We start from the raw sequence: 21,323 nt of genomic DNA, 5'->3' as shown, positions 1-21,323 counted from the left end.
CTCCTGACGGGGCGTCGTACCGTGACGGGATGGGCAACGAGCGAAGCGGCACCACGGACATCCGGTACATCGCGGAGGACGAGCTTCCGGCCTGGGGCCGGGCGCTGGCCCGTGGGTTCCTCCGACCGCAGGCCGGGGACGGGGTCGAGTACCGCCGGCTCCAGTTCGAGCCGGACCGCTTCCAGGGCGCCTTCGACCCGTTCGACCCGACCCGCTGCGTGGCCACCTTCCGCAGCTTCGACGCCGAGCTGACCGTCCCGGGCGGCGGCACCGTCCGGGCCGACGCGATCACCGGTGTGACGGTTAACTCCACCCACCGCCGACGCGGCCTGCTCAGCCGGATGATGGCCACCGACCTGGCGGACGCGCACCGGCGCGGCTGCCCCGTGGCGATCCTGATCGCGGCCGAGTACAACATCTACGGCCGGTTCGGCTTCGGCCCGGCCACCGTCAACGGCGGTCTGCGGATCGACGTCCAGGAGTCCGGCGGCCTGCGCGCCGACCTGCCGGAGAGCCCAGGTGGCCGGATCGACTTCGCCACCATGGCCGAACTCCGCGAGCTGGGGCCCGAGCTGCACGAACGCTGGCGGCGCAGCCAGCCCGGCGCGATCACCCGCAAGCCGGTCTGGTGGCGGCTGGCCACCGGGGAGGTGACGCTGCCGGGCCACGAGTGGAAGGAGCCGTTCGCCGCCCTGCACCGCGACGCGAGCGGCACCGTGACCGGCCTGATCGTCTACCGGGTGGACGACAAGTGGGACGGCCCGATCCCCAACTGCACCCTCACCGTGAGCGACTTCCTCGCCCTGGACGCCCCGACCGCGGTGGCGCTCTGGCGGCTGGCCTTCTCGGTGGACTGGGTCCGCACCGTCGACATCGAGAACCTCGCCCCGGACGACCCGCTGCCGCTCTGGCTGAACGACCCCCGGATGGCCAGGCCGGGCCGGGAGAACGCCGACTTCACCTGGCTCCGGGTGATGGATGCTTCTGCCGCCTTCGCCGCCCGCCGCTACGGCGCACCCGGCCGGACGGTCCTGGAGGTCACCGACCGGGACGGCTGGACCGAGGGCCGCTGGGCCCTCGAGGTGGCCCCGGACGGCACCGGCAGCTGCGCCCGCACCGAGGACCTGGCCGACCTGGCGCTCGGCGCAAGCCAGTTGGGCAGCCTCTACCTGGGCGCCGAGACCCTGCCCCGGTTGGTCGCGGGCGGCCTGGTCACCGAGCTCCGCCCGGGCGCGGCGGCCGAGGCCGACCTGCTGCTCCGTACGCCGCTGCGAGCCTGGAACCCGGACAGTTTCTGACGGGTGGTCAGGACTTCGTCCGCCCGATGGTCGGCAGGATGAAGTCCTGGATCAGGCCCTTGGCGTCCCGGACGATCGGCCGGAACACCCGGTAGCGGGAGAGGGTCAGGATCCGGGCCGCCATCGGGGTCGAGCGGCGGACGAACTCCCTGGTCCGCTCGGTGTCCGGAGTGCGGTCGAAGACCCAGTACAGGACGACCACCATCAGGTGCAGCCAGAGCAGGTCGGGCAGCAGCTCGACCAGCTCGGCGTCCAGCTTGCTGCTCAGGTCGGAGCCGGCCAGCACCTCGCGGAACAGCTCGACCGCCGTGGCCCGGGCCGGGTGCGACTCGTTCGAGAACGGGCTGAGCGAGCTGTTCGGGTCCGCGGCGGTGCGGAAGAACTGCGAGGCGAAGGAGTGGTAGTCCGCCGCACAGTCCAGCCAGGAGACCAGCGCGATCTCCAGCCGGTCCGCGAACTCGGTGTGCCCGGCCATCCTGGCCCGGGCGTCCCGGGCGTGATCGTGCGTCATCAGGTCGTAGAAACCCTGGATCAGGAATTCCTTCGACTCGAAGTAGTAGTAGGCGTTGCCGACCGAGACCCCGGCCTCGGCGGCGATCGCCCGCATGGTGGTCTTGTCGTACCCGCGCTCCCGGAACAGCCGCATCGCGGTGTCCAGGATCAGGGCCCGGGTCTGCTCGCTCTTGTCGGTCTTCGGTCTGGCCCGACCACCCGGCAGCTCCGCGTTGCCGGGCTCGCTCGGGTTCGGTACCGGGTCCGTGACATCGTTGGGCTGCTCCACGCCTGTGGAGCCTACCTTGGCGACCCGGTGTGACAGGCTCGGAGCCATGCACCACGAGATCCGACCGGGCACCGCCGCCGACGCTCCGGCGGTCGCCGCCCTGCACAGCGCGAGCTGGCTGTCCGCGTACACCGGCATGGTCCCGGCCGAGGCGCTCGGCGACGGCCTGGCCGAGGAGCGCCGCGAGCTCTGGGAGCTGCGGCTGAGCGTCGACTACGGGGAGCCCGCCAACACGCCGCTGCTGCTGCTCGCCGGGCGCGGGGGAGAGCTGGACGGCTTCGCGTACCTGGTCCCGCAGCCGGACGGCCGGGTGCTGCTGGACAACCTGCACGTCCGCCCCGGCCTGACCGGCGGCGGGATCGGTGCCCGGCTGCTGGCCGAGTGCCGGGCGAACTGCCCCGACCGCGTCCTCTACCTGGAGGTGCTGCAGGCCAACACCCGGGCGATCGCCTTCTACGAGCGCGCGGGCGGGGTGCGCACCGACGACCGGATCGGCTGGTTCCCCGGCGGGTATCCGCTGCCCGAGTACGAGTACAGCTTCCCGGCTGCGATCCCGGTCATGCCGCCAGCGCGCTGACCTGCGGTGCGGGGCGGACGCGCAGACGGCGGCGCCCGGCCAGCGCGGTCAGCAGGGCCACCCCGGCGGCCCCGGCCGGCACCAGGAAGCCGGTGCCGGGGGCGGCCTGCTGGGCGACCACCCCGCCGAGCGCCGCCCCGGTGGAGATGCCGACCAGGATGCCCGCCACGGCGACGCCCATGCCCTCGTTCAACTGCCGTTCGGGCAGCACTTCCTGAACCATCGTCATCCCGGCGACCATGGTCGGCGCGGTCCCCGAACCGGCCACGAACAGCGCCGCCCCGAGCAGCCCGAGCCCCGCCCCGGAGACCCCGGCGGCCAGCGGGAGCAGCAGCAGGACGGTCATCGCCGCCACCCCGAGCAGCAGCCGCCCGGTGGTGCCGACCCGGCCCCGGACCAGCCCGAGGACCAGCCCGGAGACGCAGGACCCGGCCGCCACCAGCGCCAACAGCCCACCGGCCAACGGCTTCTGGCCGAGCGCGTCGGCGTACGCGATGGTGGTGACCTCCATCGAGCCGAACACCACCCCGGTCGCGGCGAAGACCAGCACCAGGACCCGCAGCCCGCCGTCCCGCAGCGCACCGCGTTCGGGACCGGCCGCCGGTGGCTGCACCGGCGGTTCGGTCCGGCGCTGGGCGGCGAACAGCAGCAGCCCGGCCGAGCCGAGCACCGCGCCGGCCAGCAGCCCGGCCTCCGGGAAGAGCGAGGTGCAGAGCAGCATGGCGAACACCGGACCGCCCATGAAGCAGAGCTCGTCCAGTGCCTGTTCGAGGGAGTTGGCGGCGTGCCGGGCCGCCGGGTCGTCCCGGTGCAGGTGCGCCCAGCGGGCCCGGGTCATCCCGCCCAGGCTGGGGAGCACCGAGGAGGTGGCGCAGCAGACGAAGAGCGTCCAGGCGGGCGCGCCGAAGTGCGCGCAGAGCAGCAGCCCGGCCGTCGGCCAGGCCGCCAGCAGCACGGCGCCGACCGAGACCCTGGCCTGTCCGTACCGGTCCACCAGCCGCCCGATCAGCGGCAGCCCGACCGCGATCGCCACCACACCGGTGGCCGAGACCGCCCCGGCCAGCGCGTACGAGTCGCGGCGGGTGGCGATCAGCACCACGGTGCTGACCCCGGTCATCGCGAAGGACAGCCGGGCGAACAGCCCGGTCAGCGTGAAGGCGAGCGCGCCGGGGGCGGCGAACAGGCGGCGGTACGAGGCGAACACGGAACTCCTGGGGTGGGCACGGGGTGTGCGCCCAGCCTCCCGGCGCTCAGCCGGTCCGGTCCAACACCTGTTCGGGGCGATTGACGCAGTTCTGTTGTCAATGGCCGAGGGTCTAGGGTGCGGGGATGCCCCGTGACCTGCATCCGCGTCTGCTGCGCGGCTTCGCCGCGACCGCCGAGACCCTGCACTTCGGCCGGGCCGCCGAGCGGCTGCACGTGGCGCAGCAGGCGCTCAGCCGGGACGTCCGCACGCTGGAGCAGACGCTCGGGCTGCGGCTGTTCGACCGGAGCACCCGCAGTGTGCGGCTCACGCCGGAGGGGGAGCGGCTGCTGCCGAAGGTCCGTCGGCTGCTGGCGCTGCACGACGAACTGCTGGCCGAGCAGGCCGGTCACCGGCCGCTGCTGGTGGACCTGAACAACGACGTCACCGGGGACGACCTGACCGCCGTCCGGCTGCTCGCGGCGGCCCGGGCGGCCCGTCCCGAGCTGGAGCTGCTGGCCCGGTTCCACGGCGGGCTGGCCGCTGCGGCGGCGGAGCTGACGGCCCATCGGCTGGACGTCTCGTTCGGCCGGTTCGCCGGTCTGCCGGACGGTCTGCGGTCCCAACTGGCGCAGTTGCCGGTGCGGTTCGAGGCGATGGCGGTCTTCCTGCCGCGACGCCACCCGCTGGCCGCGCTGTCCGAGGTGCCGTTGAGTGCGCTGGCAGGGCACCCGGTGGACATCTGCGCGGGGAATCCGGCGACCACCGAGTGGACCGAGCTCGGCCGGCAGTTGCTGGGCGCGCACGGTCTGCTCGCGGCGGCCCCGCACAGCCCGCCGGTCGGGGTGGAGGAGGTCGGGCACTATCTGGCCCGGCACGGTGAGGCGATGCTGACCACGACCGGCGGCCCCGGGATACCCGGGGCCGTCACCCGTCCGCTGGTCGATCCGGTGCCGCTCAGCCTGGTGAGCCTGGTGCACCGCCCGGAGCTGCGTCATCCGGGATTCACCGCGTTGCGCGAGGCGACGGCCGAACTCGGCTCGCGCGAGGGGTGGTTGCGGCGTCCGCCGGTGAGCTGGCTGCCCGCCGAGGATGCCGCGCTGCTGACTTCGTGAGGAGGGGTCAGACGCTCTTCACGGCGGAGATGTCGAAGTTGAGCTTCACCTTCTCGCCGATCAGCACGCCGCCGGTCTCCAGCGCGGCGTTGTACGTCAGGCCCCAGGCGGTGCGGTCGACGGTGGTGCTGCCCTCGAAGCCGACCCGCTGGGCGCCGTAGACGTCCGTCGCGCTGCCGGTGTACTCCAGGTCGAGGACCACCTGGCCGGTGGTGCCCTTGATGGTGAGGTCACCGGTCATCCGGTACGAGTCGTCGCGCACCCGCTCGGCCGAGGTGGAGCGGAAGGTGATCTCCGGGAAGGTCTCGGCCTCGAAGAAGTCGCCGGTGCGCAGGTGCTCGTCGCGCTGGGTGTTGCTGGTGTCGATGCTGGCGACCTTGATGGTCAGCGCGGCGGTGGAGTTCTCCGGGTGGCTGCCGTCCAGGTGCAGCAGGCCGTCGTGCTCGGCGAACACGCCGCGCACGTTGGTCACCATCGCGTGGCGGACCGCGAAGCCTATCGCGCTGTGCGAGGCGTCGACCGTGTAGTCGCCGGTCAGGTGCGCCAGGTCGGGGCCGGCGGGGGTCTCGGCGACGGCGGTGCTGGTGGTGGCGGCCTTGCTGTTGCGGTTGAAGATGCCCATGGCTTCTCCTCGGGTCGGAAGCCATTTGTTTAGGCTTCAACTTGTTGGCGTGCCACCACCATAACCCCATTTCGTTCAATGTTCAACCAAGGCTCAGGCTGTGTCCTGCTTGACCGCCGCGACCAGCTCCAGGGCGGTGCGGCCGTCCAGGGTCTCCCGGATGATGTCCGCGTGGCCGGCGTGCCGGGCCACCTCGGTGCACAGGTGGGTGAGGATCCAGCGGGCCGTCCGGCGGCTGTTCGGCGGGAACCAGGGCGCCTCCGGCAGGGCCGCGTCCACCTCCAGGTCCGGCAGCGACCGGATGATCCGCTCGGTCTCGTCGGCCACCTCCTCGTACTGCTTCAGCCAGTCGGCCACGGTCTCGCCGTCGAGCAGCCGGTGCTGGTCCGCCCAGGGCTGCTGCGTCAGCTCACGGCCCATCAGGGTGCCCTCGATCCAGTGCTGCTCGCAGGTAGCCACGTGCTTGAGCAGGCCGCCCAGCGACAGGCTGCTCGCGCTCGGGGTGGCCCGCGCCTGCTCCTCCGTGAGGCCGTGCACCGAGCGGCGCACCGCGCCCCGGTGCGCCTCCAGGAAGGCCAGCAGACTCTCGCGCTCGTTGCTCTCCGCCGCCACCAGAACCACCATGTCGATCACCTTTTCGTCAGGCGGGTCTGCCCCCGCTTCGGTACGACCAAAGGTAGAAGAGAACTAGGTCAGAACATGTCCGCTATGGCCCAGGCTAGGGTGAGAGCCTGCTGCCGTCCCGGGAGGCCCGTCGATGTACGCCCTGCACGCGCTCTGGCGGGCCGACGGGCGGCTGGCGCTCTGGGCCGAGGACGCCCGCGCCTACACGGCGGCCCGCCTGCACCGCCCGGCCACCGCGCCGGTGGCCGCCACCGCGCACCCGTTCGCGGCTCCGGCCGCCGAGGTGGCCCGGCTGCTCGCCGCCCTCGGCCCCGGCCCCGGCTGGCTCGCCGAACAGGCGCCCGAACGGTGGAGCACCCTGCGGCTGCCCAGCCTGAGCGGCGCCCCCACCCCCTCGCCGCAGCTGCCGATCGGCGCCACCGGCAGGGGCGTCTCGCTGACCGCCTGGCGGGTACCGGTACTGCTCTTTCCGCAGCCCGAGGCGGCCCAGCTGCTCGGCGAGCTCTTCGACCCGTACTGGTCCGGCGCCAGCCTCGAACTCCCGGGCACCGAAGGGTCGGTGGAGCTCGCGTACGGCGCCTCGCTGCGCTGGCTGACCGCTGTCCACGATCTGGCCTGGCGGTTGGGGGGCCGGGGCCGGGCGCTGCCGGTGGTGTGGGAGCGGGACGGCGCCCCGTACGCCCACTGGCAGCCCGCCCCGGAGCGGGCTGACCGGCGGGAAGCGGACGCGCTGGTCCGGGGCTGCCCGCCGGCCGTGCTGGCGGAGGGCCGGACCGGGGCTGCCGAGCTGGTCGCCGAACTGCTCGACCGCTTCGTCGACCAAGAGATCAGGACCGCGCTGGACGGGGTGGTGGCGCCGGTTCCTGACGGTGCGTCGGCGGCCTGGTGGGCCGCGCTGCACCGCGCCGACGGGCGGTTCCAGGCGCCTGAGGCCGAACTGGCCGAGCTGCGTGAGCAGTTGGCGGTCTGGCTGGCGGGCTCGCCCCCGGCGGACAGCCCGGTCCGGCTCTGCTTCCGGCTCTCCGAACCGCTCGGGCCCGCCGACGACAACCCCGAAGGGCGGCCGTCCGACGACGACTGGCGGCTCGACTTCCTGATCCAGGTGGTCGAACAGCCCTCGCTGCTGATCCCGGCCGCCGAACTCCTGGACGGCGGACCGGCGTTCGCCGCACTGGCCCGGCAGCTCGCCGACCCGGTGGAGAGCTACCTGGCCGAACTGGACCGGGCCGCCCTCCGTCGGCCCGAACTGCGCCCAGGCCGACGCCCGACCGGGTTGAAGCTCGACCGGGCCGGGGCGCTCGACTTCCTGCGCAATGCCGCACCCACCCTCACCGAGGCGGGCTTCGGCGTTCTGTTGCCGGCCTGGTGGCAGCGCAGGCCGGCCCTCGGTCTCGCCCTGACCGCCACCAGGACCGCACCGCCCGGCACGGTGGAACGGGCCGCCCAGGTCGACCGGGACGCCGTGGTGGACTTCCGCTGGCAGGCGGCGATCGGCGAAGTCAAGCTCAGTCAGCAGGAGTTGACCGACCTCGGGGCCGCCCAGCAGGGCCTGGTCCGGCTGCGCGGCCGCTGGGTCGAGGTGGACGCCGGGCAGATCGCCGCGGCCGTCGGCTTCCTGGCCCGGCACGGCTCCGGCTCGCTGCCGACCGCCGAGCTGCTGCGGCTCGCCCTCGACCCGGCGGCCACCGTCGCCGGTCTCCCGGTCACCGAGGTCACCGCCACCGGACCGCTCGGCGAACTGCTGGCCGGCCGGACCCAGGACACCGCTGCGCCCGCCCTGCCGCCGGACTTCGGCGCCACCCTCCGCCCGTACCAGGAACGGGGGTTGGCCTGGCTGCACGGGCTCGCCCGGCTGGGTCTGGGCGGCGTGCTGGCCGACGACATGGGCCTCGGCAAGACCGTCCAGACGCTGGCCCTGCTGGCTGCCGAGCAGTACGCGGGCACCGCGACCGGCCCCACCCTGCTGGTCTGCCCGATGTCGCTGGTCGGCAACTGGCAGCGCGAGGCGGCCCGGTTCGCACCGATGCTCCGGGTGCACGTCCACCACGGCAGTGAGCGGGGCTCGTCGATTCCGTCCGCCGACCTGGTGATCACCACGTACGGGGTGCTCCAGCGGGACGCCCGGGCGCTGGCCGGGACCAGCTGGCGGCGGGTGGTCGCCGACGAGGCGCAGTACGTCAAGAACTCCGCCACCGCCCAGTCCAGGGCGCTGCGTTCGCTGCCGGTGACGGTGCACCGGATCGCGCTCACCGGCACGCCGGTGGAGAACCGGCTGTCCGAGTTGCACGCCCTGCTGGACTTCGCGAACCCGGGTCTGTTCGGCAGTACGGAGTCGTTCCGGGAGCGGTTCGCCGTGCCGGTCGAGCAGCACGGCAGCGCGGACGTCGGATCCCGACTCCGGCGACTCAGCGGCCCGTTCGTACTCCGGCGACTGAAGACCGACCCGCTGATCGCCGCCGAACTGCCCGCCAAGCAGGAGATCACCGTCTGGTGCAACCTCACCGCCGAACAGGCCGGCCTCTACCAGGCGGTGGTCGCCGACGTACTGCACCGGGAGCAGGGCATCCGGGGCGTCGAGCGCAAGGCCACCGTGCTGGCCGCGATCGGCAAGCTCAAGCAGGTCTGCAACCACCCGGCCCAACTCCTGCACGACCGCTCGCCGTTGGGGGACCGCTCGGGCAAGGTCGCCCGGCTGGAGGAACTGCTCACCGAGGCGCTGGCGGAGGGCGACCGGGTGCTGGTCTTCACCCAGTACGCCGAGTTCGGCCGGCTGCTCCAGCCGCACCTGACCGAGCGGCTCGGTGAGGAGGTGCTCTACCTGCACGGCGGCGTCCCCAAGCACCGGCGGGAGGAGCTGGTGGCGCGCTTCCAGGCCCCCGGCGGCCCCCGGGTGTTCCTGCTCTCGCTCCGGGCCGGCGGCACCGGGCTCAACCTCACCGCCGCCAACCAGGTCATCCACCTGGACCGCTGGTGGAATCCGGCGGTCGAGGACCAGGCCACCGACCGGGCCTTCCGGATCGGCCAGCGGCGCGACGTCCAGGTCCGCCGCCTGGTCTGCGTGGGCACCGTCGAGGAACGGATCGCCGACCTGATCGAGGCCAAACGCGCCCTGGCGGAGGCCGCCGTCTCCACCGAGGAGCAGTGGCTCACCGGCCTGGACCCCAGCACCCTGCGGGAGTTGGTCACCCTCTCCGCCGAAGCGATCGGAGCCGACTGATGGAACCCGACCCACTCGCCCGCTTCTGGGACGGCGACTTCACCCTGCGCGCCGCCCCGCCCGCACCGGCCCCGGTCGAGGGCTTCCCGACCGAGGGCCTCGGCCCGGCCGGTATCCGGATCGGCGGCCGGGACCTGGGCACCCTGCTGGCCGAGACCTACCGCCGGCTGTCCGAGCAGGACGGGAGCAGTGCCTGACACCGGCTCAGCCCTGCGCTTGGTAGGGTGCGGTCTCGGCAGTACACGACGCGACCCCGGAGGTGACACCCATGACCGCTCGACCCGCACGGGTGCTCTCCTCCGTCGCCCCGCCGCACTGACCGGCAGGCCACGAGGGCGCCCTTCGTCCGCTCGAAAGGCCGCTGTCATGTCGTACGCCACCATCGTCACCACCCTCCGCGCCGCCGGCTGTGTCTTCGCCGAGGACGAGGCAGACCTCCTGCTCGCCACCGCCACCACCCCCCAGCAGCTCGCCGCCATGGTCGACCGCCGGGTGGAGGGCCACCCGCTCGAGCACGTCCTCGGCTGGGCCGAGTTCTGCGGCCTGAAGCTCGCCGTCACGGCCGGGGTCTTCGTGCCGCGCCGCCGCACCGAGTTCCTGGCCGTCACGGCCGCCGCCCTGCTCCGCCCGGACGGCGTCGCCCTCGACCTCTGCTGCGGCGCGGGCGCCGTGGCCGCCGTGCTGGCCGCCACCGTGCCCTCGGCGGAACTCCACGCCGCCGACCTCGACCCGGCCGCCGCCGCCTGCGCCCGCAGCAACCTCCCGGCCACCGCCACGGTGTACCAGGGCGACCTCTACGCCCCGCTGCCCGCCGCCCTGCGGGGCAGGATCACCGTCCTGGTCGCCAACGCCCCGTACGTCCCCACCGACGCGATCCCCTACCTCCCCGCCGAGGCCCGCGACCACGAACCGCACTTCACCCTCGACGGCGGCACCGACGGCCTGGCCGTCCAACGCCGCGTCATCGCCGAGGCCCCCCAGTGGCTCGCCCCTGGCGGCCACCTGCTGATCGAGACCAGCACCCGCCAAGCCCCCGGCACCGCTGCCGCCATGGCCACCCACGGCCTGACCCCCACCACCCACACCTCCGAGGACCACGACGCCACCGTCGTGATCGGCACCCTCGGGGTCTGACCGCCGCCGTCCCCCGGGCACCTGTACCGGGGGACGGCCTGGTAGCGTCGCGCTCTTCGCCGGTCGCCCGGACGGAGTCCCCCGGCAGGCAGCCATGACGGACCTTCAGCAACGTTTGACGCTGGCTCTTGACGACCTCACCACCGCCCTCGGGCCCGACCGGCCAGTCCCTGTCGTGGGATGCCTGCACTGCTACAGCGAGGACGACCTCCGGCGGCTCTCCGGATCGGTCGATCAGCTGCCCGAGCGGCTGTTCAGCTCCGTGGCGGCCAAGAACCCCGACCACTGGGACGACTTCCCGGCCCTGTACCGCCGCCTGCTGCCGCGGATTCTCCGGACCTTCGCCCGGGGCGAACTCCTCCTGGACGCCGGGCTGGTGGCGACCCGGATGTGCCAGGCCGGCTGGCGGGCGTGGTCCCTGCCCGAACGGGCGGCCGTGGCCGAAGTGTGGCAGGCACTGCTGGAGCTGACCCTGCATCAGCACCCGAGCCCGACGCCGATCGCCGAGGTGCTGGAACTGATGGCGGTGAGCACCGGGGTCCTGCAGCCCTGGCTCGACTCCTGTGCCGACACTCGCACACCCTCCGCCGACCGGCATCTGACGGACCTGATCGACACCTGGGTGGTTCACGACCATCCGGCCGGTCTGAAACTGGGCTTCTATGGCGAGATGCCCGCCGCGCCCGAACTGCTGCCCTGGCTGCGACGTCTGGACCCGGCCCGGCTGAGCGAGACCCAGCGCTACCTGCGCGACCTGCACCTGGCCGAGTGGGACGCACTGCCGCCGAGATGACCGTTGTCGACTCAGCTCACGTCGGCCAGGAGGTCGCGCAGGCGGCGGGCGTAGGCGCGCGGGTGGGAGAGGTTGCCGTTGTGGCCGCCGGGGAACTCCCGGACCTGCTCGCCGACCAACTCGGCCAGGGCGTCCGCACACTGGCGGTCGAAGACGTTCCGGGGCGTGCTGCGCCCGGCGGCCGGGATGATCCGGGTGGGGGTGGTGCGCAGGGTGTCGGGCTCCAGGGTGTCGTGCACGATCGCGCTGAAGTCGTGCCGGATGAAGTGGTCGAAGTTGGCGATCCGGCGGGCGTCCATCGGGTGCGGCGTCAGGTCCTGCTCCGTCGCCGCCTTGAGGTCGATGCCCAGCACCCGGGCCATCTCGGGCAGGGTCGGGCCGAGGCCGTGCTGCCGGTAGTGGTGCTGCAGTTCTTGCAACTCCCCCTCGTGCTTGGTGCGTTCGGCAGGCGGCAGCAGGAGCGGCGTAACGGGCTCGTGGGCGATCAGCGCGCTCAGCTGCTCCGGGTGGCGGGCGGCGAGGTGCAGCCCGATCGCGGCGCCGAGGCTGCACCCGAGCATCAGCGCGGGCGCATCGGTGACGGCGGCCAGCAGCCGGTGCACGTCCTCGGCGTGCTCGGCCAGGCTCGCGCCGCGCTCGGGCTCGTCCAGCCGGCTGCGGGACAGGCCCCGCCGGTCGTAGGTGACCACGGTGTACGCATCGGTGAGCCCCGCCACCAGGCCGGTGCTGCGGTCGGCGTCGCCCTCGCCGCTCTGCGAGACGAGCAGGACCGGGCCGGTGCCGCGCACCTCGTAGTGCAGGGTCGCGCCGGGGACGGTGAGGCTGTCGGTGGACATGGTGGATTCCCCCTCCGGGCGCTGACGGTCCGTCCGTTGCGCTTGCCTTCACCGTAGTGCATCCAAATGGATGCATCAATATAGATGGATCAATTTGGATGTACCGTGTCCTCATGAACGGCGTCGAACTCTTCCTGTTGGGCCGAACCCTGATGAAGATCGGCGAGAGCGCCATCCCGGAGCCCCCGGGCGGCACCGACGGTCAGCCGGGCAGTACCCGCGCGGTCCTGATCGTCGCCACCGACATCGCCGCCCATCCGGGCACCACCGCCAGCGAGATCGTGGCCCGCACCGGCCTCCCGCAGAGTCAGGTCTCCACCGCCGTCGCCCGTCTCCGGGAAGCCGGCTCGATCAGCACCGCCGCCGATCCCGCCGACGGCCGCCGCACCCTGATCCACCCCGCCGCCGAACCGTCCCCCCGGGTCGCCGAGATCCGCGCGAGGACCATCGACGACGCCCTCGCCGCCACCCTCGGCGGCAGCGACCCGGCCCGGTTGCGCGAGGTCACTGATGCTCTGGCCGTCCTGGCCCGGCATCTGACGCCCGGTCGGCGCTGAACGGAGCTGCGGGGCTGCGGGCCGGTCACTCCGCCGCCCGGCGGGCCTCCCGTACCGCGCGGTGGATCGCCCAGGCGTCCGCCACCGGGCCCAGGTGCCCGAGCTTGTCGGGGTTGAGCACCAGGCGGATCGCCTGGATCCGGCCGTCGAGGACCTCGAGCGTCAGGGCCTGGAGCACCTTGCCGTCCCGGTCGCGGAAGATCGCACCCGGCTGTCCGTTGACCTCGTGCGGCTCGAAGGTCACGTCGATCCGGGCCAGCAGGGGGAAGACGGCGGCGAGCAGTCGGGCCACGTTCTCGGTGCCCATCACGGCCCTGGCCAGCTGGGGTGTCTTGCCGCCGCCGTCGCCGACCATCGAGACGTCGGCGGCGAGCAGCTCCTGCAGGCCGAGCACGTCGCCCTCGCGGAGGGCGTCGAAGAACCGGGTCGCCAGCTCCTGCCGCTCCTGACGGTCCGCCTCGAACCGGGGCCGCCCGGCCTCCATGTGCCGCCGCGCCCGTACCAGCAGCTGCCGGCAGGCCGCCTCGGACCGCTCCACCGTGGTGGCGATCTCGTCGAAGCCGAAGCCGAACACCTCCCGCAGCAGGAAGACCGCCCGCTCCAGCGGGCTGAGCCGCTCCAGCAGCAACAGCGCCGCCATCGACACCGAGTCGGCCAACTCCGCCGAACGCGCCGGGTCCTGGTACGGATCGCTCAGCAGCGGCTCGGGGAACCACGGCCCGACGTACGCCTCCCGCCGCACCCGCGCGGAACGCAGCACGTCGATCGAGATCCGGGTCACCGCAGCCGACAGGAAGGCCTTGGTCGATGTCGGGACAGTTGCCGAACCGTCAAAACGCAGCCAGGTCTCCTGCACCGCGTCCTCGGCCTCGCTCACGCTGCCCAGAATCCGGTAGGCAATCGAGAACAGCAGCGGCCGCAGCTCCTCGAACTCCTCGATCTTGCTCATGCCGAATCCCCCTGAAAAAGCTGTCTTCCGATGATCATCCGGATCACCCGCGGGCCAGCGTAAACGCCCCGGGTTCGGGGCTCGGAGTCCGCCGTTGGACTCCGAGCCGGTTACTGATGTCCGATCAGTGGAACTGCCCGACCTGGTAGTTGCCCGCCGGCTGCCGGGTGATGATGTTCACCCGGTTCGCCATGTTCATGAAGCAGATGTGGATCACCAGGGCGCCGAGCTGCTCCTCGTCGTAGTGCTTGGCGGCGTTCGCCCACACCTCGTCGCTGACCCCGCCGGCCGCGTCCGCGACCCGGGTCCCCTCCTCCGCCAGCTCCAGCGCGGCCCGCTCGGCCTCGGTGAAGACCGTGGCCTCCCGCCAGGCCGCGACCAGGTGCAGCCGTACCTGGCTCTCGCCGGCGGCGGTGGCGTCCTTGGTGTGCATGTCGATGCAGACGGCACAGCCGTTGATCTGGCTCACGCGCAGCGCCACCAGCTCCTGGGTGGCGGCCGGCAGCGGGGAGTCCTTGATCACCTTGCCTGCCGCCATGACGTGCTTGAGGACCTTGCCCGCGGTCGGGTTGGCGAAGAAGTTCAGTCGCGCGTCCATGGGGTGCTCCCTCGTGGTGGTCGGTGCCTGTGCAACCTGAGACGAGACGGCCCGCTCACCTGTGACACGGCCGGATGTGACCTGCGTCTCCCGGCGGTCGGTGTCTGGAAGGATCGTCCTCATGAACTGCGCCGCACTGCTCGTCGATGCGCTCGGCCGGGTCCGTGAGGCCGTCCACGGGGCGGTGGCCGGGCTCGAGCCCGACGAGTTGGCGGAGCGCCTGGACGCGAAGGCCAACTCGGTCGCCTGGCTGGTCTGGCACCTGACACGGATCCAGGACGACCATGTGGCCGACGTCGCGGGCACCGAACAGCTCTGGACCGCCCAGGGGTGGCACGACCGCTTCGGCCTGCCCTTCCCCGTGGCCGCCACCGGCTACGGGCACACCACCCGCGACGTCGCGGCGGTCCGGGTCGACTCCGCCCGACTGCTCACCGGCTACTACGACGCCGTGCACGAGCACACGCTGTCGTACGTGAGCGGGCTCAGCGGTTCATCCCTCGACCGGATCGTGGACGAGAGCTGGACCCCGCCGGTGACGCTGGGCGTCCGGCTGGTCAGCGTCGTCTCCGACAGCCTCCAGCACGCGGGCCAGGCGGCGTTCATCCGTGGCGTACTCCGGCGGCGGTAGCCTGCCCCGCGAAGAGGCTCTGTTCGACGTGCTGGGTGTCGGTGTACTCCCGGACGGAGACGATGGCGCCGCCCCGCACGACGAAGACGCCGAGGCAGGTGTTGTCGTACACCCGGCCGGTCGCAGCAAGGCCCTTGGAGGTCCATTCGGCGACGACCTGCTCGCCGTCCGCGATCACGTTGGTGAGCGTCACGACGGGGATGCCGCCCGGGGCGAATAGGCTGCCGGCGCCGCCGAGGAAGTCGTTGACGATGGCGTCGCGTCCGCTCCACACACCAGTCAGCGGGACGTTACCGGGGTACGTCCAGCTGGCGTCCTCGGCGAAGCTCGCGACGATCGTGTCGAGGTCGCCCTCGGCGACGGCGTTGACGTAGCGGGTGACGACGGTACGGGGGTCGAGCTCGGTCATCGGAGTGCTCCTCGGAAAGCTGGGTGACGGTGGATCAGGAGATGCTGAGGACGGCGTTGCCGCGGATCCTGCGGTCCCGCAGGTCGGCGAGGACTCCGGGGGTGTGCTGCCAGTCGGCGGTGCGGCCGAGCTCGGGGTGCAGGCGGTCCTCGGCGACCAGGCGGACGAGTGTTTCGAGGTCGGCGGCGTCCGGCTCGTCCACATCGGCGTAGCTGAAGTGGCGGACGGTGGCGGAGACCGGGCCGGCGAAGAAGTCGAAGAAGTCCAGGACGGCCGGCTCCCGGCTCGCCTGGCCGAACCAGACCAACTGCCCGCGCGGGGCCAGCCGGCAGAGCGCCGACGGGAGGTTCTTGCCGCCGGTGGACTCCAGGACGAGGTCGAAGGTGCCCTGCGCGTCGTCGACCTCCGGGACGACGGCAGCGGCGCCGAGCGCGGCGAGCCGCTCGCCCCGCTCGGCCGACGCGCTCACCGCCGTCACCGACGCGCCTGCGGCGGCGGCCAGTTCGGTGAAGTAGTGGCCGACGCCGCCGGACGCCCCGGTGAGCAGGATGCGCCGGCCCGCCACGCAACCGGCCGTCCGCAGCAGCCGCAGGGCGGTCAGCCCGGCCAGCGGAAGTGCGGCGGCCTGAACGGCCGTCACCGAGGCCGGCAGTAGGGCCAGACCGCCGACCGGCACCGCGACGAACTCGGCCCAGCCGGAGGAGGACGGGTGGCCGACCACGCGCTGCCCGACCTGGGGCCCGGAGCCGTCCGGCGCCGCCTGCACGACCAGCCCGGCGATGTCCTTGCCGGGCCGTGCGCCCTCCGCCGACTGCTCCAGCTGGAAGATCTCGCCCCGGTTCACCGAGTACGCGTCCACCTTCACCAGCGCCTCGTCGGGGCGCTGGACCGGCTCGCCGACCTCGGTCTGTCGGATCAGCGCCGCCGGGTCCCCGGTTGCCACGAATGCCTTCATGTCGCTCTCCTCCTGCTGTTCCCGTCGGTGCTGCCCGACCGGTGTCCAGCAAACCGCCGGGGCTCGTCGGCGGTCCAACAACCGGATGCCGGTGGTGACAACCAGCGGTTGTCGGCCAGGATGGCGGGCGTGGATCTCGATCTCGTCCGGGTGCGCGCCTTCGTCATGACGGCCGAACACCTGCACTTCGGCCGGGCGGCGCAGGCGTTGTCGCTGAGTCAGCAGGGCCTGTCCAAGCGGATCGCCCGACTGGAGGAGGGCCTCGGGGTCGCCTTGTTCGAGCGGGGCGCCGGTGGTGTCGGCCTCACCCCGGCCGGCATTCGCTTCCTCGGGCCGGCCAGGGCGCTGCTCGCCGCCGGGGAGGCAGCCGTGGCGGCTGCCCGCGAGGAGGAGCGGCCCGTCCGGCTCGATGTCTGGGGCCATCTGTTCGCCCCACTGCGGACGGTGCGGGAGGCGTTGGACGACGTGTCAGCCGAGGCCCTGCACGCCGAGGTCGGCCCCGGCCGTGACCTGCCGGCGGTGGCGGCGGCTCTGCTGCGAGGGGACGCCGATGCCGGCTTCGGGCGGTACCACCCGTTCGGGGACCGCCGCGACGAGGCACTCGCCCACCGCCTGGTCCGGCTGGAGCCGGTGGACGCGATCCTCGCCGCCGACCACCCGCTGGCACGTTCCGAGGCACTGCGGCCGACCGACCTGACGGCCAGTCGACTGGTCCTCCCGGCAGCGGCCGGACGCCTCGACTTCCTGCGGCGGTTCGCCGAGCAGTTCGCCGTGCCGATGCTGCCGGGCGAGGCCAACCTCGGCTTCGACCACCTGTTGGAGCGGATCCGCAACACCCCGGGCGGCTTCACCCTGTTTCCCGCCGAAGTGCCGTTGCCGGAAGGCTCCGGGCTGGTCGCCGTCCCCCTGGTCGAGCCGACTCCGCTGTACGCCTGGTCACTGCTCTGGCCGCGTCGTCAGGCCGCTTCGGGCGTGGCCGAGCTGGTGCGGGGGTTCGCCCGGAGCGGCCGGCGGCGGCGTTGGCTGGAGTACCGGCCCGGCCGGGACTGGCTGCCGGAGGCCGATCAGGAACAGGTACGGGCGCTGTGAGGCGGTGCCCTGCGGAGCGTCGGAGCGTCCCGGTGGCGCGGGCTGTCCTGTCTCGGTGAAGGTGAACCATGCCGAGCCGGCTCCGCCGTCAGGCGAGCGGCGGAAGCTGTTCGCCCGGACGGCCTGGAGGTCGATCCCGACGCGGACCGTGGTGCCGCCGACGCCGACGGCCCGGCGCGCACGCCACGGGTGGGTGGCGTAGCTGCCGGGCCGTCAGTCACTCACGCGGTCTCACTTCCCGTGCAGAGCCTTGCGGCGACGTCCGCGAAGCACCAGGACGCTTCCGGCAGCGACGGCCAGCAGGCCACCGACGGCGCTGTACGTGACAGCGTTGCTCATCCCGGTGGCAGCCAGGCCGCCGGACGTGCTGCTCGGGCTCGGGCTCGGGTGGCCGACAGGTACGCCTTTCGCCGCCTGCGCACGGGTGCCGATCGTGCCGGAGGCGGAGACAACCGGCGTGACGGCGGTCGGCATGGCAGCGGTCGGCGTGGGGGCGGGCGACGGCTTGGCAGCGCCGGCAGTCCCCGACGCGGGCTTCAGCTGAAGAGTCGTGATCGAGTACGGCGGCAGCGTCTGCGCGACCGCCGTGCCCCGCTCCGCCGTCGTCAGGGCGGTGCCTCCCGTGGCATACGAAACGGTCGTGACCGCCCCTGCGGCCGGGGTGAATCCGGCGTACGAGAGCGACACCTCCGCCGCGTTCTCCGGGCTCTTGTTGGTCAGCATGACGTTCAGACCGCCGTTGCTGCTCCGCACCGCGTGCACAGTGACCGACGAGTTGCCCGAGGACGACTTGACGATGGTGTCGCCAGGCTGCGCCAGTGCGGTCAGCGAGCGGATGCCCCAGTAGGTGGGGAAGGTTGTGTCGCGCGGCGGTTGGCACTTCCCCCCGGCGCAGGTTCCAGCGGAGAGAATGCCCCCGTCCTGGTAGTCGGTCTGGCCGTGGACGGTGGTGGGTGCTTGGTCCGTGCCGTTGTGCAGGTTCCACCAGTCCACGTGGGTGGCACCCTGCTCGAACCAGGTCATGTAGGTGTCCGGCGCGAACAGGGCCGCGGCCTGGCTGGTCAAGGCGGGCGAGCCGACGCTGTCGGTCTCGGTGACCGCGATCTCCACCGAAGCGGCGCGCGAGCCCGTGTACTTGGCGATCAGCGAGCGCAGCTCGGACGTGGTAGCGGCGATGTTGGAGGGGGTGTTCAGCAGGTCGGCCGTGGTGGTGCCGCCCGGATACCAGTGGACGATGACGAAGTCGATCGAGCTTCCCGCGATGGAGAGCACCGTGTTGTTCCAGTCGGCGGTGTCACCGGGAGCCTTCTCCTTGTCCGGCCAGCCGCCGGGGGTGGTGAGCACCGCTCCGATCTTCACCGTCGGGTCCACGGCCTTCATTGCCTTCGAGTAGGCGACCAGGTTCTTCCCGTACTCCCTCGGGCTCTTGTCGGCGTGATCGTCCCTTTCCCAGCCCTTGCCGTTGCCGTAGTGCCCGTTGCCGTAGACCTCGTTGCCGATCTCCCAGTACTTAACGCCGTAACCCTTGTCGACGTTGGAGTACTTGACCCAGTCGGCGGCCTCCTGGACGGTGCCGGAACCGTAGTTCGCGGTCAGGATCGGCTGGGCGCCGACCGTCTTCGCGGTGGCCATGAAGCGGTCGAAGTTGGTGTTGGAGGGGATCCAGCCGCTGCCGTCGCCGGAGGTGTGGGTCTTCCAGTGGTAGTCGTCCGCGCCGGAGCCGCCGGGATAGCGCAGCTGCCGAACTCCCGCGGCCTTCATCAGCGATGTCACGTTGGCGTCGCCCATGTGCTCGTCGCCGAAGCCCGTGTTGAGGCCGACACCACTGCTGGGCACCGTGCCCAAGGAGGTACCGGCATCCACACTGATGCGGACGGTCGGCGCGGCGCCCGCGCTGGGCGCCAGGGCGCCGACACCGGCCGAGGCGGCGAGCAGCGCCGCCGCCCCCACGGCAGAATGCCGGAGCATCCGGCTACGGCGGGGCGTGCGACCCCAAGGCATCGGCTGCTCGGCGGATCGCGGGTCGTCTGGTGACACGTGGGGCTCCGATCGGGTGTTGACACAGATGGCGTAGCGCCGCTGACCACGGCTGGCCCTCGTCGGTACACCCCTAAGTGGCCACTCGGAGCGGAAAGGTTGCCGTCCGTCTCAATAGTTTTTTCGCCGAGACGCGGTCGCACCGTCTCACCGGACCCCGTGGCCTGGTGACACGCCCGGGCGTCCTTGGTGCGTACGCCGCAGCGCGATCAGATCGCGGTCCACGTCGTCCAGGAAGAAGAAGCGCTCCAACCCCGGGCGCGTCGGCTCCTCGACGAACCTCCCGTACGCCTCGGCCTGGTCATCCGTCAGAAATTCCACCGGCGTGCGGCGGAGCCGACCACCCGCCGCTACAGAGACCCCGGCCGGGTGGTTGCTGGTGTTAGCACCCTGCTTGCAATTGCAAGCAGGGTGGGGCAGAGTGCTGGCATGGCTTCACTGAAGGTCGGCTCGCTCGGGGAGTACATCCGGGAGCAGCGGCGGAACGCGCAGTACTCGTTGCGCCAGCTGGCGGAGGTGGCGGGGGTTTCGAACCCGTACCTGAGTCAGATCGAGCGCGGGCTGCGGAAGCCGAGTGCGGAGATCCTGCAGCAGATCGCCAAGGCGCTGCGGATCTCGGCGGAGACGCTGTACGTGCAGGCCGGGATGCTGGAGGAGCGGCAGGGTGAGGGGCTCGAACTGCGGGCCGCGATCCTGGCCGATCCGTTGATCAGTGAGCGGCAGAAGCAGGCGCTGCTCGCGGTCTACGACGCCTTCCTGAAAGAGAATCAGGACAGCGTCGGGGAGCCCGGGAAAGCAGGAGAGGGACAGGCCGACCGCCGGACTGTCGAGGGATAGCAGGAGGACCGGTCATGCCGATCACCGACGAGATCAAGAAGACGCTGAGCGACCCGACCCCGCTGTACGCGATCGCGGGCGCCGGGGACCTGGCGTACGAGAAGCTGCGCGAGGTGCCGGCCAAGGTCGAGGCACTCGCGGCCGACCGCAAGGGCGCCCAGGAGAAGGCCACGGCCCGGCTCCAGGAGGCGCAGACCCGGCTGGTCGAGGCGCAGGCGAAGGTGACCGAGACGGTCTCCACGCTGCCGGGTGACCTGAAGGGGCTGCAGGAGAAGGCGCAGGGCTTCGCGCTCCAGCAGGTCGGACTGGCACTGGAGTTGGCCGTGAAGGCCAAGGAGGCGTACGAGGAGCTGGCGGTCCGGGGCAAGGCCGTGGTGGAGGGTCAGCAGACTCCCCCGACGGAGCAGCCGGCCGCCGAGGTCGAGGTGGACGGTGAGGTCGAGGTCGTGGTCGAGGCCGTGCTGGTGGACTTCGAGCCGGACCTGGAGTCGGAGCCCGCCGCCGAGCTGGCACCGAAGCGGGCGCCCCGGGCGCGGAAGAGCAACGGCGACACCGAGAAGTAGCCCAAGCGGAAGCCGGGAAATCAGGCGGGGCACAACCGGGCGTACCGGTTCGTTGTCCCGGGTACGGTCGTCCGGCCGTGCCAGGATGGGCGGCGGTGTCGCCGGAGCCGCAGTGAGGAGTCCGCAGTGTTCGAGATCCTGCAGTTGGATTACCTGGATCCGTTCTGGTGGCTGGCCGTGGCGATCGTGGGCTTCAAGCTGTTCGCCTTCGTGGACGCGGTGACGCGTCGGGAGGATGCCTTCCGGGCGGCGGACAAGAAGACCAAGCCGTTCTGGCTGATCATTCTCGGGCTGGCGCTCGGGCTGGACCTGCTGCTCGGCGCGGCGGTGTTCAGCATCCTGACCCTGGTCGGGCTGGTCGCCGCGATCGTCTACATGGTCGATGTCCGGCCCGCGATCAAGCAGTTGACGGACGGTCGGGGCAACGACAGCAAGCGGAACATGGGGCCGTACGGACCCTGGTGACGAAGTGTCACCGTCGATGGGGAGCAGCCACCCGGCTGCTCCCCATCGGCATG

General features: G+C 72.2%; 23 protein-coding genes and 1 pseudogene. 13 read left to right on the top strand and 11 right to left on the bottom strand.

The genetic code is table 11. From position 1 onward, the window contains the following. Positions 1 to 29 precede the first annotated feature (29 nt). Positions 30 to 1,298 (top strand): GNAT family N-acetyltransferase, encoded by a 1,269-nt coding sequence (locus tag ASC99_RS14360; RefSeq protein WP_057231905.1) that lies wholly within the window; start codon positions 30 to 32, stop codon positions 1,296 to 1,298. 7 nt (positions 1,299 to 1,305) lie between these two features. On the opposite strand, the gene ASC99_RS14355 is transcribed toward ASC99_RS14360, so the two are convergent. Next, positions 1,306 to 2,079 carry a TetR/AcrR family transcriptional regulator gene (locus ASC99_RS14355; protein WP_235502496.1) on the bottom strand — a complete coding sequence of 258 codons (774 nt, stop codon included), beginning with the start codon at positions 2,077 to 2,079 and terminating at the stop codon, positions 1,306 to 1,308. A 46-nt stretch (positions 2,080 to 2,125) separates the two neighbouring features. Between ASC99_RS14355 and ASC99_RS14350 the strand changes: the two genes are divergently transcribed. Then, complete coding sequence (locus tag ASC99_RS14350) at positions 2,126 to 2,656, top strand: N-acetyltransferase (RefSeq protein WP_057231903.1); 531 nt, start codon at positions 2,126 to 2,128, stop codon at positions 2,654 to 2,656. On the opposite strand, the gene ASC99_RS14345 is transcribed toward ASC99_RS14350, so the two are convergent. Continuing rightward, the gene (locus tag ASC99_RS14345) at positions 2,637 to 3,860 is read right to left on the bottom strand and encodes an MFS transporter (protein ID WP_063857078.1); all 1,224 of its coding nucleotides are present in this window, start codon (positions 3,858 to 3,860) and stop codon (positions 2,637 to 2,639) included. The two genes, ASC99_RS14350 and ASC99_RS14345, sit on opposite strands and share 20 nt — an antisense overlap. Before the next feature lie 125 nt (positions 3,861 to 3,985). Between ASC99_RS14345 and ASC99_RS14340 the strand changes: the two genes are divergently transcribed. Further along, positions 3,986 to 4,954 carry a LysR family transcriptional regulator gene (locus ASC99_RS14340; RefSeq protein ID WP_057231901.1) on the top strand — a complete coding sequence of 323 codons (969 nt, stop codon included), beginning with the start codon at positions 3,986 to 3,988 and terminating at the stop codon, positions 4,952 to 4,954. A 7-nt stretch (positions 4,955 to 4,961) separates the two neighbouring features. Here ASC99_RS14340 and ASC99_RS14335 read toward each other — a convergent pair whose 3' ends face one another. Both ASC99_RS14335 and ASC99_RS14330 read right to left on the bottom strand, forming a co-directional pair. Beyond that, positions 4,962 to 5,576, bottom strand: coding sequence for a YceI family protein (locus ASC99_RS14335; RefSeq protein WP_057231900.1), 615 nt, complete (start codon positions 5,574 to 5,576; stop codon positions 4,962 to 4,964). A 93-nt stretch (positions 5,577 to 5,669) separates the two neighbouring features. After that, complete coding sequence (locus ASC99_RS14330; RefSeq protein WP_057231898.1) at positions 5,670 to 6,200, bottom strand: DinB family protein; 531 nt, start codon at positions 6,198 to 6,200, stop codon at positions 5,670 to 5,672. A 133-nt stretch (positions 6,201 to 6,333) separates the two neighbouring features. Here ASC99_RS14330 and ASC99_RS14325 point away from each other — a divergent pair, with 133 nt between their 5' ends. From ASC99_RS14325 to ASC99_RS14310, 4 genes are all read left to right on the top strand, one after another. After that, positions 6,334 to 9,417, top strand: a complete 3,084-nt coding sequence (locus ASC99_RS14325) for a DEAD/DEAH box helicase (protein ID WP_057231895.1) — start codon at positions 6,334 to 6,336, stop codon at positions 9,415 to 9,417. Further along, positions 9,417 to 9,614: a hypothetical protein gene (locus ASC99_RS14320; protein WP_057231893.1), complete on the top strand. Its 198-nt coding sequence runs from the start codon at positions 9,417 to 9,419 to the stop codon at positions 9,612 to 9,614. Before ASC99_RS14325 ends, ASC99_RS14320 begins: the two co-directional genes overlap by 1 nt. A 169-nt stretch (positions 9,615 to 9,783) precedes the next feature. Further along, positions 9,784 to 10,551 carry a putative protein N(5)-glutamine methyltransferase gene (locus ASC99_RS14315; protein ID WP_057231891.1) on the top strand — a complete coding sequence of 256 codons (768 nt, stop codon included), beginning with the start codon at positions 9,784 to 9,786 and terminating at the stop codon, positions 10,549 to 10,551. A gap of 94 nt (positions 10,552 to 10,645) precedes the next feature. Then, positions 10,646 to 11,344 carry a hypothetical protein gene (locus ASC99_RS14310; protein WP_063857077.1) on the top strand — a complete coding sequence of 233 codons (699 nt, stop codon included), beginning with the start codon at positions 10,646 to 10,648 and terminating at the stop codon, positions 11,342 to 11,344. 11 nt (positions 11,345 to 11,355) lie between these two features. Here ASC99_RS14310 and ASC99_RS14305 read toward each other — a convergent pair whose 3' ends face one another. Continuing rightward, positions 11,356 to 12,180: an alpha/beta fold hydrolase gene (locus ASC99_RS14305; protein WP_057231887.1), complete on the bottom strand. Its 825-nt coding sequence runs from the start codon at positions 12,178 to 12,180 to the stop codon at positions 11,356 to 11,358. Between the two features lie 98 nt (positions 12,181 to 12,278). Here ASC99_RS14305 and ASC99_RS14300 point away from each other — a divergent pair, with 98 nt between their 5' ends. After that, positions 12,279 to 12,737, top strand: coding sequence for a MarR family winged helix-turn-helix transcriptional regulator (locus ASC99_RS14300; protein ID WP_235502495.1), 459 nt, complete (start codon positions 12,279 to 12,281; stop codon positions 12,735 to 12,737). Positions 12,738 to 12,762: 25 nt separating this feature from the next. Here the strand turns inward: ASC99_RS14300 and ASC99_RS14295 are convergent, their stop codons facing one another. Together ASC99_RS14295 and ASC99_RS14290 are read right to left on the bottom strand one after the other, a co-directional pair. Beyond that, on the bottom strand, positions 12,763 to 13,686 hold the full coding sequence (locus ASC99_RS14295) for an RNA polymerase sigma-70 factor (protein WP_057231885.1): 924 nt from the start codon (positions 13,684 to 13,686) through the stop codon (positions 12,763 to 12,765). Positions 13,687 to 13,810: 124 nt separating this feature from the next. After that, complete coding sequence (locus ASC99_RS14290) at positions 13,811 to 14,284, bottom strand: carboxymuconolactone decarboxylase family protein (RefSeq protein ID WP_057231883.1); 474 nt, start codon at positions 14,282 to 14,284, stop codon at positions 13,811 to 13,813. 121 nt (positions 14,285 to 14,405) lie between these two features. On the opposite strand from ASC99_RS14290, the gene ASC99_RS14285 reads away from it, so the two are divergent. Then, complete coding sequence (locus ASC99_RS14285) at positions 14,406 to 14,915, top strand: DUF664 domain-containing protein (protein ID WP_057231881.1); 510 nt, start codon at positions 14,406 to 14,408, stop codon at positions 14,913 to 14,915. On the opposite strand, the gene ASC99_RS14280 is transcribed toward ASC99_RS14285, so the two are convergent. Both ASC99_RS14280 and ASC99_RS14275 read right to left on the bottom strand, forming a co-directional pair. Beyond that, positions 14,887 to 15,324 (bottom strand): nuclear transport factor 2 family protein, encoded by a 438-nt coding sequence (locus ASC99_RS14280; protein WP_057231880.1) that lies wholly within the window; start codon positions 15,322 to 15,324, stop codon positions 14,887 to 14,889. The genes ASC99_RS14285 and ASC99_RS14280 overlap by 29 nt on opposite strands. A gap of 34 nt (positions 15,325 to 15,358) precedes the next feature. Beyond that, positions 15,359 to 16,279 (bottom strand): zinc-binding dehydrogenase, encoded by a 921-nt coding sequence (locus ASC99_RS14275; RefSeq protein WP_057231878.1) that lies wholly within the window; start codon positions 16,277 to 16,279, stop codon positions 15,359 to 15,361. 129 nt (positions 16,280 to 16,408) lie between these two features. On the opposite strand from ASC99_RS14275, the gene ASC99_RS14270 reads away from it, so the two are divergent. Beyond that, a complete protein-coding gene (locus tag ASC99_RS14270) occupies positions 16,409 to 17,368 on the top strand; it encodes a LysR family transcriptional regulator (RefSeq protein WP_057231876.1) in 960 nt (319 codons plus the stop codon). 231 nt (positions 17,369 to 17,599) lie between these two features. Here the strand turns inward: ASC99_RS14270 and ASC99_RS14265 are convergent, their stop codons facing one another. Further along, a complete protein-coding gene (locus ASC99_RS14265; RefSeq protein ID WP_057231874.1) occupies positions 17,600 to 19,336 on the bottom strand; it encodes an LPXTG cell wall anchor domain-containing protein in 1,737 nt (578 codons plus the stop codon). A 243-nt stretch (positions 19,337 to 19,579) separates the two neighbouring features. Continuing rightward, positions 19,580 to 19,726 (bottom strand): annotated as a pseudogene (locus ASC99_RS39380) (DUF4158 domain-containing protein); the annotation flags it as partial. Positions 19,727 to 19,834: 108 nt separating this feature from the next. On the opposite strand from ASC99_RS39380, the gene ASC99_RS14255 reads away from it, so the two are divergent. The 3 genes from ASC99_RS14255 to ASC99_RS14245 all read left to right on the top strand — a co-directional run bounded on the left by ASC99_RS14255 (position 19,835) and on the right by ASC99_RS14245 (position 21,270). After that, a complete protein-coding gene (locus ASC99_RS14255; protein WP_057231872.1) occupies positions 19,835 to 20,242 on the top strand; it encodes a helix-turn-helix domain-containing protein in 408 nt (135 codons plus the stop codon). Between the two features lie 14 nt (positions 20,243 to 20,256). Next, positions 20,257 to 20,805: a hypothetical protein gene (locus ASC99_RS14250; RefSeq protein WP_057231870.1), complete on the top strand. Its 549-nt coding sequence runs from the start codon at positions 20,257 to 20,259 to the stop codon at positions 20,803 to 20,805. Between the two features lie 135 nt (positions 20,806 to 20,940). Beyond that, positions 20,941 to 21,270, top strand: a complete 330-nt coding sequence (locus tag ASC99_RS14245; protein ID WP_057232189.1) for a DUF2516 family protein — start codon at positions 20,941 to 20,943, stop codon at positions 21,268 to 21,270. Positions 21,271 to 21,323 lie beyond the last annotated feature (53 nt).

The organism is Kitasatospora sp. Root107, from assembly GCF_001424875.1.
GTDB lineage: Bacteria > Actinomycetota > Actinomycetes > Streptomycetales > Streptomycetaceae > Kitasatospora.
This window is presented reverse-complemented; position numbering and strand designations above follow the sequence as displayed.